The 14,337-nt window shown below is 40.1% G+C and carries 11 protein-coding genes; 5 read left to right on the top strand and 6 right to left on the bottom strand.

Annotated features, from left to right (window positions below):
• Positions 1-3: 3 nt before the first annotated feature.
• The 3 genes from Q1W14_RS08365 to xerD all read right to left on the bottom strand — a co-directional run bounded on the left by Q1W14_RS08365 (position 4) and on the right by xerD (position 3,925).
• Positions 4-1,032, bottom strand: coding sequence for a TlpA disulfide reductase family protein (locus Q1W14_RS08365; RefSeq protein WP_300700643.1), 1,029 nt, complete (start codon positions 1,030-1,032; stop codon positions 4-6).
• Positions 1,033-1,143: 111 nt separating this feature from the next.
• A complete protein-coding gene (locus tag Q1W14_RS08360) occupies positions 1,144-2,838 on the bottom strand; it encodes a tetratricopeptide repeat protein (protein ID WP_300700641.1) in 1,695 nt (564 codons plus the stop codon).
• 136 nt (positions 2,839-2,974) lie between these two features.
• A complete protein-coding gene (xerD, locus tag Q1W14_RS08355) occupies positions 2,975-3,925 on the bottom strand; it encodes a site-specific tyrosine recombinase XerD (RefSeq protein WP_300700639.1) in 951 nt (316 codons plus the stop codon).
• A gap of 105 nt (positions 3,926-4,030) precedes the next feature.
• On the opposite strand from xerD, the gene aroQ reads away from it, so the two are divergent.
• The 3 genes from aroQ (at position 4,031) to Q1W14_RS08340 (ending at position 6,652) form a co-directional block, all read left to right on the top strand.
• Entirely contained in the window at positions 4,031-4,456 is a 426-nt protein-coding gene (gene aroQ, locus Q1W14_RS08350; RefSeq protein WP_300700637.1) for a type II 3-dehydroquinate dehydratase, read from the top strand.
• A 27-nt stretch (positions 4,457-4,483) separates the two neighbouring features.
• Complete coding sequence (gene pyk, locus Q1W14_RS08345; RefSeq protein ID WP_300700634.1) at positions 4,484-5,941, top strand: pyruvate kinase; 1,458 nt, start codon at positions 4,484-4,486, stop codon at positions 5,939-5,941.
• Positions 5,942-6,022: 81 nt separating this feature from the next.
• Positions 6,023-6,652, top strand: a complete 630-nt coding sequence (locus Q1W14_RS08340; RefSeq protein WP_300700633.1) for an O-methyltransferase — start codon at positions 6,023-6,025, stop codon at positions 6,650-6,652.
• Positions 6,653-6,655: 3 nt separating this feature from the next.
• On the opposite strand, the gene Q1W14_RS08335 is transcribed toward Q1W14_RS08340, so the two are convergent.
• Both Q1W14_RS08335 and Q1W14_RS08330 read right to left on the bottom strand, forming a co-directional pair.
• Positions 6,656-8,605 carry a tetratricopeptide repeat-containing sensor histidine kinase gene (locus Q1W14_RS08335; RefSeq protein ID WP_300700631.1) on the bottom strand — a complete coding sequence of 650 codons (1,950 nt, stop codon included), beginning with the start codon at positions 8,603-8,605 and terminating at the stop codon, positions 6,656-6,658.
• Positions 8,602-9,675, bottom strand: a complete 1,074-nt coding sequence (locus Q1W14_RS08330; RefSeq protein ID WP_300700629.1) for a HAMP domain-containing sensor histidine kinase — start codon at positions 9,673-9,675, stop codon at positions 8,602-8,604. Before Q1W14_RS08330 ends, Q1W14_RS08335 begins: the two co-directional genes overlap by 4 nt.
• 147 nt (positions 9,676-9,822) lie before the next feature.
• Between Q1W14_RS08330 and rbfA the strand changes: the two genes are divergently transcribed.
• Both rbfA and Q1W14_RS08320 read left to right on the top strand, forming a co-directional pair.
• Positions 9,823-10,155, top strand: coding sequence for a 30S ribosome-binding factor RbfA (rbfA, locus tag Q1W14_RS08325; RefSeq protein WP_300700628.1), 333 nt, complete (start codon positions 9,823-9,825; stop codon positions 10,153-10,155).
• Positions 10,152-11,381 carry an FtsX-like permease family protein gene (locus Q1W14_RS08320; RefSeq protein ID WP_300700627.1) on the top strand — a complete coding sequence of 410 codons (1,230 nt, stop codon included), beginning with the start codon at positions 10,152-10,154 and terminating at the stop codon, positions 11,379-11,381. The genes rbfA and Q1W14_RS08320 overlap by 4 nt, the downstream gene beginning before the upstream one ends.
• A gap of 372 nt (positions 11,382-11,753) precedes the next feature.
• On the opposite strand, the gene Q1W14_RS08315 is transcribed toward Q1W14_RS08320, so the two are convergent.
• A complete protein-coding gene (locus Q1W14_RS08315) occupies positions 11,754-14,258 on the bottom strand; it encodes a YfhO family protein (protein ID WP_300700625.1) in 2,505 nt (834 codons plus the stop codon).
• Positions 14,259-14,337: the final 79 nt, after the last annotated feature.

Here is a 14,337-nt window from a genome sequence, read left to right as displayed (position 1 = left end):
GATTTATTTCTCCTTTTGACTTATTTCTTTAAGCTTCTTTTCTATAGCTTCTTTACTTAAGTTTTTCCCGTCAATCTTGCCCGATGGACTGAGTAATATATTGGAGGGTAACGTTTGTATAGCAAATTGCTTGATGGTTTCTGTATTCCAGCCTGAAAAATCACATGTTTGTTCCCAATCCAAGGTGTCTTTCTTAATGGCATCTTTCCATGCTTCTTTATCAATATCCAACGAGATGCCTAAAATGGCAAAATCCTTGTTCTTTAGCTCTTTCTTATAAATACGGCGTAAGTCGGCATTGGCATCCCTACTTGGTTGGTCCCAGGAAGCCCAGAAATGCACTAGCAGATATTTGTCCTTGAAATCGGTACGGTTGATATTTTTTCCTTTTGCATTAGGAAGATGAAAATAAGGAGCTATTTTACCTACGGCAACCTTTTCTTCCTCCTGAATACGGTCAATTAGTTCATCTATATAGGGCCGGTCTTTCAGTTCTCCGGTCATTCGGTCTATTAGTTTCTTAATCAATACAAAATCGGGTTGGGGCTTTTGGACGAAATATTTCTCCAATAGGTAGATGCTTACTAATGATGAATGATGGCTTTCAATAAATGCTTCCGCTTTCTGTTCCAACATCTTTTCAGATGGTTTGCCTAATCCTTTCAAGTCATTTTGGAATGTAGTTAATTCTTCGTTTGGCGTATTTCCTGTAATCTCCAATGAGGATAGATTCGCTTTGGAACCTTTGATTTTTATTTTATCTCCTTTGTTCAGATAGAGCGGATATTCTGTGCCATCACTGAATTGTAACCAGGTAGACACTAAGGTATCAACGGTAAGGGTTGCCGAGAATTTGCCCTCTTTTACAATGAGAGTGTCCATACGGTTGTACATTTTATCTGTTCCGTATATGTAAAGGGTGTCATTACCTAATCCATCTATTTCACCGGTTAAGCTGGCTGAATTGGTTGGCTTACTACCACAGGCAGACAATATGATAAGCAAAAAGTATATGAGATAGATATTCTTCATTTCGCTTTTATGTTGATACTATGCTGCGAAAGTACTCCTTTTTGGTGTGAATAAAAAAAAATGCCCGACATATTTCTATGCCGGGCATTTTCTTTTCATCTTATACCTTTATTATTTGATAATATTCATAAAGTCTGCATTCGTGAAGTATTTGGAGAATTCCAAATCAGAAGCAGCTTTCTTAGCTAAAACAGGATCTTTGGCAATAGCGCTTTTTAAGCTGCTGGTAACCATAGAAGTATTGTTAGTTCTAGCACCGAGTACAGCCATCAGATAATCTGTTGTAGCATCCGGTTTTTCGATACTTGACAATGTAGTCTTAGCTTTGTTGTAGTCCTTAGCTAGGATTTGAGCCAAAGCAGCACTGTTAGTCTTAGTATCACCGAAAGCAGTTGCAGCCTTGTCATATTGACCTTGAGCAACATAAAGATTACCCAATGCCTCGTTCAATTCTTTAGAACCTGAAGCCTTGCTCATATAAGATTCGGCAGCAGCTCTGTCGCCCTTGGTCAAAGCGATCAAACCAAGGTTCATGTTAGCTTCAGGAGCATCTTTGATAGAAGTAGCTTTCTTGAAGTAACTTTCTGCCTTGTCAAGGTTGCCAGCTTGATAAGCCAACTTACCTAAGTTGTTGTAACCACGGAAATCGTTAGGATAGATTTGAGTAGCTTTTGTATAGATAACTTCTTGCTTAGCAGGATCTGTAGTCAGAGTAGCAGCATAAAGCAATTCTTCAACATTCAGTTGCTTAGCATCACTGTTAGCCAAGTTTGCAATTTCTTCGTCAGACTTACCGATAATATCATAGTTCAAAGTCAAACGAGAACGACGTAATTGCGGAAGGATATCGTCAGCCAAAGTTTTGAATACAGAAGAGATGTTCTTGATCTCTTGTTCTCTTTGCTCAGGTTCTGAGTACATAGAAAGAACACGAAGGATCAATTCTTTGTCTTGGATGTTTGATTTAGAAACCAATTCTTGGAAACCTTCCCAGTCTTCAGCAGTGTATTTAGTATCTACATCAGCGTCAATCTTAGCTTTCTTCAAGTCTTTGTTGATCAACTTAGCAGTGTTGTCCTGACGGTTTTCAGCCAATTTGGTATTCAAATCCATGCCACCATCCGGTGAAGCGTATGCAGAAATCTCGATGTTGCTGATCTTCTTGTTAGCTGCGTTGTTAACGTCTTTCACTTCGTTACCGAATTCTTTGGCAGTCTTCAATTCGCTGCTGCGGACGTTAGCTTGTTGAATCAAGAACATGATGTTAGCGTCATGTTTTTCTTTGATGATACGTTGGAAAGCATCGTCACCGTTAGCGGGATTAGCGCTGTTCAATGTCTGGTTCAGTAATTCAGAAGTAGAGATTACGCCGTCTGCAACTTTTACAGCAGGGATAGTAATCACTTTCTTGCCGATAGTAGCTTTGAACTCCAGATACAGTTCAGATTTAGCCATTTCGGGTACATAGTCGAAAACGGTTTTCATTGTATAGTTACCACCCATCTTGTAAGAGATAGCTTGGTCGTTACCTTCTACTTTTTCTCCTTGGAATACTGCAGACTGACCTTTAGCTTCACCACCGTTCCATCTCAAAACGGGAGTTACTTCTACTACTGCTTTCTTGTTGAAATACTTTTCTGGGAATTTACCGTTGATAGTGGCAGGTACTTTACCACCTACGGCTTCAAGAACTTGAGGTGTTACGGTGAAATAGTCTGATGACAATTCACCCATTTTGCCGCTACATGATGTCAACAATGCAACAACACATGCCATTAATAATGGCAAATACAATTTCTTAGTCATTTTAGGTATAAATTAATTGTTTGTAATTGAAATTTATCTGTTTCATTTTTGTTTGCTATCTCCTTAGAGGCACAGCGTCGCAAAGATATTAAATCCCCCTACAGATTGTTAATTGAACTTATAGATTTATCATAATTTAATGAATTCCGTTCTCTTTGCGATATTTTATGTTCCGGGGATGGTGTTCTATGATTTCACTCCTCAACATGTTGCGGTCTATGTGTGTGTAGATTTCTGTTGTAGCAATGGACTCATGTCCAAGCATGCATTGTATGGCACGCAGGTTGGCACCACCTTCTAATAGATGTGTTGCAAAAGAGTGTCGGAAGGTATGCGGGCTGATATTTTTGGTGATATTTGCTTTATTAGCCAATTCTTTAATCAGATGGAATACCATGATACGCGAAATACTGTTGCCCCAACGTGCGAGGAATACAAAGTCTTCGAATCCTTTCTTGATTTTCCAGGCCTTGCGATCTTTGAACCAATATTCGATTTCCTTGATGGCACGGGGTGAAATGGGGACCAGACGCTGCTTACTTCCTTTTCCTTCCACTTTGATGAAACCTTCGTCAAAGTACAGGTCTGAGATTTTCAGATTACACAGTTCTGATACGCGTAATCCGCAACTATACAGTGTTTCGAGAATGGCACGGTTACGTTGTCCCTCATTGGTGCTCAAGTCAATAATAGAAATAATTTTATCTATTTCTTCTACGGTCAATACTTCGGGTAGTTTGAATCCTATCTTCGGACCTTCAAGTAATTCACTTGGGTCACCTTCCAGATAATCAGCTATTACAAGAAAATGAAAAAATGATTTTATACCGGAAAGGATTCGTGCTTGTGACCGGGGATGAATGCCGATGTCATGCAAGCCGGCTGTAAACCGTTGCAAGTCGTCGAGAGTAACGGCAAGGATACCTATCTTCTCGTCTTCCAAAAAGCGTAGCAGTTTCTCCAGGTCTCTTTGGTATGCATCGAGCGTATTGGACGAAAGCGATTTCTCCAATTTAAGATATTGATTATACTTCCTGATTATCAATGCCTGTTTCTCCTTATTCGTTGATTTTTCTTCAAATATCATTTCTTTTTTCTACCTTTGTTCCCTGATTTTATGTTCCATGGCGAGAAACCGGACTGAATACAGTCCGTACCTTATCCGGAAGACAAAGGTATAAAAAATTGTGTTATGAGGATACAAATTATAAACGGTCCCAATATAAATCTGTTGGGCAAACGTGAACCTTCCATTTACGGTAGTGTTACTTTTGAAGACTACCTTGTAGAACTCCGTAAGAAATATGCGGATGTGCAGATTGACTATTTCCAGTCTAACGTTGAAGGAGAATTGATAGACAAGATACAGCAAGTGGGTTTTGATGTAGATGGTGTTATTTTGAATGCGGGTGCTTACACTCATACGTCCATTGCTTTGCAAGATGCTATCCGTTCGGTCATTTCTCCGGTGATTGAGGTGCATATTTCTAACGTGCATGCCCGCGAGGCTTTTCGCCATGTATCCATGATAGCATGTGCTTGTAAAGGTGTTATTTGTGGTTTTGGATTGAACTCCTACCGCTTGGCCTTGGAAGCATTGCTGGATATAAAAAAATAAGTATAATAAAGTAATAGGTATAAGATTATGTTATTGAAACAAACGAAAATTGTTGCAACGATTTCAGATCAACGTTGTGATGTAGACTTTATAAAACAGTTGTTTGACGCCGGATTGAACGTAGTACGTATGAATACGGCTCATCTTGGACGTGAAGGTTCTGAAAAACTCATAAACAATGTCCGTGCAGTATCCAACCGTATTGCCATCTTGATGGATACAAAGGGACCGGAAGTTCGTACGACTGTGCTTGCCGAACCTATTCTTTTCAAAGTCGGTGACCGAGTGAAAGTGGTGGGCAAACCCGAACAAGAAACAACTCGTGAGTGTATTTCTGTTTCTTATCCTTACTTTGTGCATGACTTGAATGTAGATGGACACATTTTGATTGATGATGGAGATCTGGAACTGGTTGTAATTGAGAAGACCTCCGACTATTTGCTTTGTGAAGTGCAGAATGAAGCTACTTTGGGAAGTCGTAAGAGTGTGAATGTTCCCGGAGTTCGTATAAACTTGCCTTCTTTGACTGAAAAAGACCGTACTAATATCCTTTATGCTATTGAGAAGGATATTGATTTCATTGCTCACTCTTTTGTACGCAATAAGCAGGATATTCTGGATATAAAAGCCATTTTGGATGCTCATAACAGCGATATTAGGATTATCGCCAAGATTGAAAACCAGGAAGGTGTTGATAATATTGATGAAATTTTGGAAGTTGCCGATGGTGTAATGGTTGCTCGTGGAGACCTTGGCATTGAAGTTCCCCAAGAACGTATTCCGGGTATTCAACGTTTACTGATTCGCAAGTGTATTCTTGTAAAGAAGCCGGTAATTGTTGCTACTCAAATGCTTCATACCATGATTTCTAATCCGCGTCCTACCCGTGCAGAAGTGACCGATATTGCTAATGCAATTTATTATCGTACAGATGCATTGATGTTAAGTGGTGAAACTGCATACGGTAAATACCCCATTGAAGCACTTAAGACCATGACTAAAGTTGCTGCCCAAGCTGAAAAAGATAAATTAGCGGATAATGATATTCGTATTCCTCTGGATGAAAACAGCAATGATGTAACTGCATTCCTTGCCAAGCAAGCGGTAAAGGCGACCTCTAAACTGAAAATCCGTGCAATCATTACCGATAGTTATAGTGGACGTACTGCTCGTAACCTTGCTGCTTTCCGCGGAAAATTCCCTGTACTTGCTATCTGTTACAAGGAAAAAACAATGCGTCACCTTGCCTTGTCTTATGGTGTGGAGGCGATTTATATGCCTGAACTTGCAAACGGACAAGAGTATTATTTTGCCGCTTTACGCCGTTTGGTAAAAGAAGGTCGCTTATGTACAACAGATATGGTGGGTTATCTGAGTAGTGGCAAAGAAGGTACACAAACTTCTTTCCTCGAAATTAATGTGGTGGAAGACGCTTTGAAGCATGCTGCTGAGAGTGTACTTCCTAATAGTAATAGATACTTGTAAAAGATGGTAGGGTGATAGAGTGATAAGGTGGTAAAGGCTATCTTACCACCTTATCACTCTATCCTTTATCACCCTATTAATATGACAATAGACGAATATATCCTGCAACACATAGACGATGAAGGCGACTATTTGAAGGCTCTTTATCGTGACACACACCTAAAGTTACTTTATCCCCGTATGGCTTCAGGGCATTTGCAGGGGCGTATGCTTAAGATGTTTGTCAGGATGATACGTCCTCGTCAAATCTTGGAGATAGGTACTTATAGCGGTTACTCCGCACTTTGTATGGCAGAAGGGTTGCCGGAAGGCGGAAAGATTCATACATTCGAGATTAATGATGAGCAAGAAGACTTTACACGTCCTTGGTTGGAAAACTCAGCTTATGCCGATAAAATCAAATTCTATATTGGTGATGCTTTGGAAATGGTACCGAAGCTGGATCTAACTTTCGATCTGGCTTTTATAGATGGTGATAAGCGTAAGTATATTGACTACTATGAAATGGTGTTGACTTGCCTTTCCGATGGTGGTTATATCATTGCCGACAATACTCTATGGGATGAGCATGTTCTTGAAGAACAACCTCATCGAAAAGATTTGCAAACTATTGGCATTAAGGCCTTCAATGATCTTGTTGCAAATGATACACGGGTGGAGAAGGTTATTCTCCCTTTACGTGACGGATTGACAATTATCCGTAAGAAATAAGCCTTAAGCTAGAGGGTAGGTAATGAATACCTGTTTCTTGTTCTCTTCCCCTAAAACCTGGTAACGCCCCATGAATGCTTCAACATAGAGGCGGTTAATATTGTGTAGTATATTTTGTTCTTGCTCATCTTTCCAAATCTGGTATAGTGGACTTCCCTTGACTATTATTGTCAGATTCTTTTCCGATCGGTCTAAAGAGTATTCTATTGAAAGTCGTTCTCCCGCATAATCTGTTGGTACGGACATTAAACTGGTCAATAATTTGAGGAACCATTTGCTATCCACATGAACCTGTAAGTCTTCCAGTTCAGTGTTGAATGTTAGTTCTACAGCATCGGGTGTTTGCATTTGCACCATCATCTTAGCTTCCCGGCAGAGTTGCACGATATCAGATTCTTGTACGTTGAACCGCATCATACCGGCTTCAAGACGTGATAAGTCAAGGATATTGTTTATAAGCGCCAATAATCTGGATGAATTGTTTTTGACTACAGTTGAATATTCTTCCAACTCTTCATCCGATAAATTGTTTTCTATAGACAATAATTCGGAAAAGCCTACTACAGTGTTCAATGGAATGCGTATTTCATAAGTAATATTGTGCAGGAAGCGTTCCTTCATCTTGTCAGCAGACTTGATTTTCTCTAATGCCAGTCGGGTTTCTTCTTCCGAACGCTGTAATTGGCGTCGGATTTGGGCGGCACGTACAATGACGAAAAATAATAGAACTAAAATGATACAACCGACACCTATTTGTATGTAACGGTATCGTTGCGTTAAAATCTCTTTCTCTAGCAGAGCCTTGTGAATTTTATGGTTAATCAGATGTACTTCCTGATGTCTCTTCAACATATTTTGGTTCAGTGAATCTCCTTTTATGGCTACAGTCTTAAATAGGTTGGCAGCTTCTTCATGTTTACCTATTTCCATTAAGACATTGGCTTTCGTTTTAAGTATCTGGTTCTCTCCGAAAGGCTCTGTTCCTTGGCAGGCATTAATAGCCAGGTCAATCTCCCGGAGAGACATATCCCATTCTTTATTGAGCTTGTGATATGCTCCCCACAAGATATGATAATTGATGTAAGCTCCGCGGTATATATTTTCATTGTAATACTTTTGAGCTTCCTTTAAATGCTGCCCCAGATTTTCTTTATCCCCTAATTCCATGTAGATTTTGCAGAAAGATATTTCTATCTCTAAAAAATTCGATCTGAATGGATCCGATAATTGAGACTTTTTATACATTCTCGTAAGGGTAGCGTGTTGTTTTCGCAATTCCTCTAGAGCTTGAGTATATTTTTCTAATTTGAAATAAAGCCTGCTAAGATTACCATGTATTATCAACAGGGCATCATCATTTGCCTTAGGATTCTTTTCTAAAGCCTGTTTGTATGCATTTATTGCTTTATCGTATTGTTTGGCAAAGTCATAAGCTTGTCCTAAGGCGAGGGCTGCTATAAATGTACCTCCCTTATAATTCAAACGTATAGCTTCGTTTGCCATTTCCTTTGCTTGCATTATGGCATATTCAATATCTCCCATTGCGCATCGTGCATGAAGTACGGACATCCACATTGTATAATAATATGCGTAATTCTTATGATGGTAACTGGCATCCTTTAAAACCACAAGTCTTTGCTCCAACTTGGATAACTCGGTAAGGTATTCATATTGCCGGCAATAATCGAAGAGTGCCCATAATTCTTCATTGGGTAGATACTTGCGTACGCTGAGGGCGATAGCTGAGTCCAAAAATTCAGTAGCACCCTCCTGACCAATAAATTGTTCGAAGGCCTCTCTCAGGAATAGAGAACGAACTGAGTCAACAGAAATGGAAGCTGCTTCGTGGAAGACACTATCCCGTGCCTGTTTATTGAAGACAATCGAGGCATCTGTTTTAGCAAAAGCCGATAAACTTGCCAAAAAGAGTATAAAGAACATTATCTTTTTCATACGATGCCCTCCAACTTTATTGGGTGGGTAAATACAAAACGCGAGCCGTTGGTATATTCCGGATCAATCCAGATTTTTCCACCGAAGCGCTCAATAATGAACTGACAGATGGAAAGCCCGATACCGGTTCCTTGTGATTTCTCGTCTACTCGTTCGAAACGCGCAAAGATAGTAGGCTGTTTCTCTAAAGGAATGCCGCAACCGGTATCGGTAATCGAAAATAGTGCAAGGCCTTCCTCTACCTGCTCAAGCCGTAGTACGATGCTACCCTCTTTGGTAAACTTCGTGGCATTGATTAGTATATTGATTAATACTTGTTGCAAGCGAGAGGTGTCTGTCTCAATCTCCAAAGAAGGCAGATCGGTCTCAAAAGATATCTCAGCCTGTGTCTGCTTAATACCATTCACTGTTTGGATAATACCTTCGCAGAGGGCTACAGCATCATATTTCCTTAGATCAAATTTCATGTTGGTTATATCCAGACAGGAAATATCCACCACATCATTAAGAAGATTTATTAACAGGCGGGAATTCAATTGGATAATTTCGTAGCACTGCTTCCGTGTTTCTTCGTCAATACCTGGGGTAGTTAGTATTTCAGAGAAACCGGATAAGGCATTTAGAGGGGTGCGTATTTCGTGGCTCATGTTCGACACGAACAGGCTTTTGTTATGAATAGATTTCTCTACTGCTTCCTGAGCCTCTTTAAGTTTTTGTTGCGATAAGATTAACTTCTTTCCTTGCTTTTTCAGAAAAAATACAATATATCCGGCAATGGCTATAAAGATAGGCAAAATGATGAGAACCATTAAGAGTAAATGGCTTTGTTCTTGACTGTTAGCCAATTCCAGTTCGTCTATGGAATATATCTTGCGCAGGTCAGCTACCTTTTGAGAGTTAATCTCCTCATAATCGCTGTCTGACTTATTGATTAATTCTTTATAAAGTTTTGCCGCCTCCCCGTATTCTTGTTTCTGCATATTCAATTCCGCTTCTTTCCAACGGTTGCTGTCCTTGGCATAAGCGGTTGAAGAAAAGAGTAGCAATAATAGCCAAACGTATACTCTCATAAATTAAAATGTTGCGTTGATAGTAGTATGATTGCAAATATACTTTATTATTTGATATCGAAGGATGGCTGATACTAAAAAAAGTATAAATTGTAAGTCTGCCAAGATATTATACGTAACTTTGCCGTTAATTAGAAAAAAGAAATTATGGAAACAACCCGTCAGAATAAAATAGCTCGTTTACTCCAGAAGGAGTTGAGTGAGATTTTTTTGTTGCAAACCAAGTCTATGCAAGGCGTATTGATCTCTGTTAGTGCAGTACGCATCAGTCCGGACATGAGTGTAGCACGTGCTTATCTTAGCATCTTTCCTTCAGAAAAGGGAGAGGAGATTATAAAGAATATCAATGCCAATATGAAGTCCATTCGTTTTGAGTTGGGCACACGTGTACGTCACCAGCTTCGTATCATACCGGAACTGAAGTTCTTTGTGGACGATTCATTAGACTATCTGGATAAAATAGATGAGTTGCTGAAGTGAACCTTCCCTTCTACATAGCTCGTCGATATCTCTTCTCTAAGAAGAAGCATAATGCTATCAATATCATATCCGGTATTTCTGTATGTGGGGTGGCATTGGCTACATTGGCGTTGGTATGTACTCTTTCCGTATTCAATGGCTTTCAGGATATGGTGGCGGGATTCTTTACGGCTTTCGATCCGGAACTGAAGATAACGATCCGTGAAGGAAAGGTTTTTGATCCGAGCAGTGCTGCTTTCAAGCAAGTACGGTCGTTGCCGGAGATTGAGGTCTGGACGGAAACGCTGGAAGAGAATGCTATGGTGCAATACAAAGATCGCCAAGCTATGGCTGTTATCAAAGGAGTGGATGATAACTTTGAACAACTGACTTCTATTGATAGCTTGTTGTATGGTACTGGAAAATTCGTCTTACATGATGAGGTAGTAGATTATGGTATCTTAGGGGTGGAGTTGGTATCAGAACTGGGTACGGGTATCCAGTTTGTAGATCCGTTACAAGTCTATGCTCCTAAAAGGAATGTTCGGGTCAATATGGCTAACCCTTCTGCTTCTTTCAATCGAGATTACCTGTTTTCACCAGGTGCTGTATTTGTAGTGAATCAGCAGAAGTATGATGGTAGTTATATACTTACTTCTCTTGACTTTGCCAGACGATTATTTAATTATGATAAAGAAGTCTCCGCTATTGAACTGAAGTTAAAGCCTGATGCTGACATAGCTTCTGTTCAAAAAAACATATCCCGTATTCTGGGGCGTCATTATGTGGTACTGAATCGTTATGAGCAACAGGCTGATGTATTTCGCATCATGGAGATAGAGAAATTTATATCTTACCTTTTCCTTACATTTATTTTGGCTATTGCTTGTTTTAATGTGATAGGTTCACTTTCCATGCTTATTCTTGATAAGCGCGAAGATGTGGAAACTTTGCGTAATTTAGGTGCTAGTGACCATTTGATAGCTCGTATCTTTTTATTCGAAGGAAGACTTATTTCTGTATTTGGTGCGTTTGCTGGTATTCTTGTCGGATTGTTACTTTGTTTCCTTCAAAAGCATTTTGGGATTATTACTTTAGGAGGTAATGGTAGCTTCGTAGTTGATGCCTATCCTGTGAGTGTTCATGTAACGGATGTTTTACTGATATTTGTTACTGTGATAGCAGTTGGTTTCTTGTCTGTTTGGTATCCGGTTCATTATCTTACACGTCGGTTACTAAAGAAATAATTATCTTTTCTGTTTTGTTATATCATTTTCTTGCCACTCGTCGGCAAAATCTTCCCCTACGTAGATTTCATTTGCTATTCATGGGAGGACTATGTACATTTGTATCGGAATAGAAATAGACTGTAATAGGAAATAGTGAAATATTATAGTTATGTATTGACAGAAGAGACTCTCTCTAAATAGCGTTTTTTCATGTATTATTGACTTGGACCGTTTTTACCCGTGAGGGTAGAGACGGTTTTTTTATGCTATGGTTCAGTTTCTAAAGCATAAACTGTTGGTTTTAATAAAAGACACTCCCGATTTCTATAAAAAGTAGAAACCGGGAGTGTCTTTATTAAGAGAATATTCCGCTAACGGATTTATTCCAATTTATTTGGATTCCTTCTTTCTGGCTATTAGTACCACTGCAATAATTCCGATCAGTAATAGTGCTAATGCTCCATAAGCAATGCCTTCTGTAACATGCAGGCTCGTCGGGTCAAAGCGCATTTCGATAGTGTGCTTTCCGGCAGGTACATACATTGTACGCAGGATATAATTGGCACGAGCTATATCAGTAGGTTTTCCGTCGATGGTTACTTGCCAGCCATCCGGATAATATATTTCGGAGAAGACGGCGACACCATCTTTGGCATTATTGGTTTCGTAAACCAAACGGTTGGGTTCGTAACTTTTCAGTTGAATGCTGGAAAGACTGTCTTTGTAAACTTCAGTAGCACCTTTCAAGGCATCTTTAAAGCGAGCATCTACTACAGCTGTTTCGGTAGGAAGAATGTTTTTTAAAGCTTCGATTTCCTGATTGGCGTTGTCTACGTATTGAACTTTATCTACAAACCATGCATTACCATAAGCATAAGGGTTAAGGATAGGTACTGTTTGTCCTTGTTGTCCGGCAGGTAAGATGAAGTATTTTGTATTCAACATATTCAGTACGCGGAACTTGGAGGCGTCTACACTATCCATTTCTCCACCGGCAGTAGCAATTTCCCTATAAGCAGCTTGCATTTCAGGTGAAATGTGGTTCTCTATCATTTCCTGATAGCGGCGTAGTTTGGCAGCATGATATCCGCCAACACTCTTATGCCAATAGGCGGTGTTGTTCTCGTCGAATGTACTGGTAGCAAGGTTAAGTACACGGTAATTCAGGCTTTTATCTTGCAAAATCAGCTCATCAGTTTGTGTCTTATTAAATGTCTCGGTTTGTGCAGAACGGGGAACAAACTGGTCATCGTGAAGATAGCGTTTGTTCACACTCCACATATCACCCAAGCAGAGGATAGTGATACCTGCAATAGTCAGCGACTTGCGTAATTTGCCGGTTGCATAGAACCAAAGCAGAGCACAACCAATAATAATAATGAAGAAGCTACGGATAGCATCGGAACTAACCAATGCAGCACGCATTTCCGATAGACTGGCCATGATACCCGAAAGTTCGTTTGCCGGTATCATTTGCTGGTTAACGGCATTTTGTAACATTTGTACCTCTTGTGCAGGAACAAAGCTGGTGAATATTGCCGGAGAGATAAACATCAATAATGCTACACCTGCCGTAAGTGCTAGGCTGATGCCTACTGCTTTCTTATCTTTCTTGATAATTTCCGGTTCGTCCAGTACACGTTTTAAAGCGAAAATTGCTAGTAATGGTATAGTAAATTCTGCAATTACAAGGATAGAAGATACTGCACGGAACTTATTATACATTGGAATGTAATCAATGAAGAAATCAGTGAGTGGCATAAAATTCTTACCCCATGACAATACGATGGAGAAGAAGGTTGCGCCTATCAATGCCCATTTTAATGGACCGCGTACAATGAAACATCCCAGGATGAAAAGAAAAAGAACGAAAGCTCCTACATAAACAGGACCGGACGTCATAGGCTGATCGCCAAAATACTGTCCGAGGTTGTAGATTTGTGAGTATTCGGGTTTGGACTTCTTCATCGCTACCTCGCTTTCATTCAGTCTGTTGAAAGAGGAACCTCCTTTGAAGTTAGGGACAAGTAAAGTCAACGTTTCATCGACACCGTAACTCCATTGAGTGATGTAATCACGCTCTAATCCGCCACTGGCTTGCTTGGCAGCTTCACCTGTTTGTACCAGTTCGCTTTTGCCGCGCATGGTTTCTTTACTGTACGTATAAGTATGGTAAAGATTCGATAGATTGGCTGCTACCCCGATAAGGGCTGCTACTACCAAGACTGCACTTGCCTTGAAGAATTGCGGTAGCGTTTTGTTACGCCAGGCATCTTCGAAGTAAGCCCCCACGAAGAACAAGATGACAAACAGGAAGTAGTAGGACATCTGTACGTGGTTTGATGAGATTTGCAAGGCAATAAACAGGGCAGTAATGATTCCTCCCCATAGTAGTTTACCGCGATAAGCAAGCACAATACCTGCCATCGTAGGTGGTATATAGGCCAAGGTGATGAATTTCCAGATATGTCCGGCAGATATCAGAATAAAGAAATAGGATGAGAATGCCCATATAATTCCTCCTAATCCCGCCAGCCAGACTGGTATACCGAATGCTCGCAATAGGATGTAAAAGCCTAGCATCAAGATAAATGTAAGGCATACATAATTGGGCAGGAAAAGTTGGTACACCTTCTGCACCCATTGCAATGGCTGGGTAGAGTCGTAGGACGGAGATATCTGGTAGGTAGGCATACCTCCAAAAATAGAGTTCGTCCAACGAGTACGTTCACCCGTTTGTTCGTGATATTGTACCGCTTCTTGTCCGGCACCTGCTCCGGCAGCGATATCGTGCTGGAACAGAATGCGGTTCTCTATATCCGCCGGGAAGAAGTAGGCGAAAGAGAGTACGGCAAATACCAGTATGGCAAGGAAATCAGGAAGAATCTTTTTCATTTACAATTTGACAATTTACGATTTACGATTGAAGAAAGTTCGATTTACAATTCACAACCTCAGACTAACTTTAATCGTA

The sequence above is a fragment of the Bacteroides sp. genome (genome assembly GCF_030151085.1).
In the GTDB taxonomy this organism is placed as follows: Bacteria; Bacteroidota; Bacteroidia; order Bacteroidales; family Bacteroidaceae; genus Bacteroides.
Note: the sequence above shows the minus strand (reverse complement) of the source record. Positions and strands in the feature narration are given on the sequence as shown.